This window comes from Spirillospora albida (assembly GCF_000718255.1).
Taxonomy (GTDB): Bacteria; Actinomycetota; Actinomycetes; order Streptosporangiales; family Streptosporangiaceae; genus Spirillospora; species Spirillospora albida.
In genome coordinates this window covers 1-404 of sequence record NZ_JOFJ01000071.1, presented here as the reverse complement: position 1 = coordinate 404, position 404 = coordinate 1, and the positions used below count along the sequence as shown (strand labels likewise).

Here is a 404-nt window from a genome sequence, read left to right as displayed (position 1 = left end):
TCGGTGATCGGGATGATGGTGCCGTCCGCGTCCTCGTACCCCTTGCCGATCTCGCCCTGGGTGACCTCGCGGTCCTCCAGCTCGCACACCTTGCGGTAGCGGATGCGGCCGCCGTCCTCCGTGTGGATCTGGCGGAAGGAGATGGTGTGGTTCTCGGTGGCGTTCACCAGCTTGATCGGGATGCTGACCAGGCCGAACGAGATGGCACCGTTCCAGATGGATCGCACGTGCAGCACCTTCCGGGTCGGATCAGGCGAGGCCTTTTCATCGCTTATGTCCGTGTTTCACGTAATCGGCATGCTTTTCTTATCGTATGGCGCCGATCACAGTGGTGGAGGGGCGACGGCTCGCGCTCAGCAACCTGGACAAGGTCCTGTATCCCGCGACCGGGTTCACCAAGGGGG

At 62.6% G+C, this 404-nt stretch carries 1 protein-coding gene; it reads right to left on the bottom strand.

What is annotated here, in order from left to right:
* Positions 1 to 227: Ku protein (locus IE99_RS0128570; RefSeq protein WP_342666259.1), on the bottom strand; the 227-nt coding region annotated here is incomplete at its 3' end.
* Positions 228 to 404: the final 177 nt, after the last annotated feature.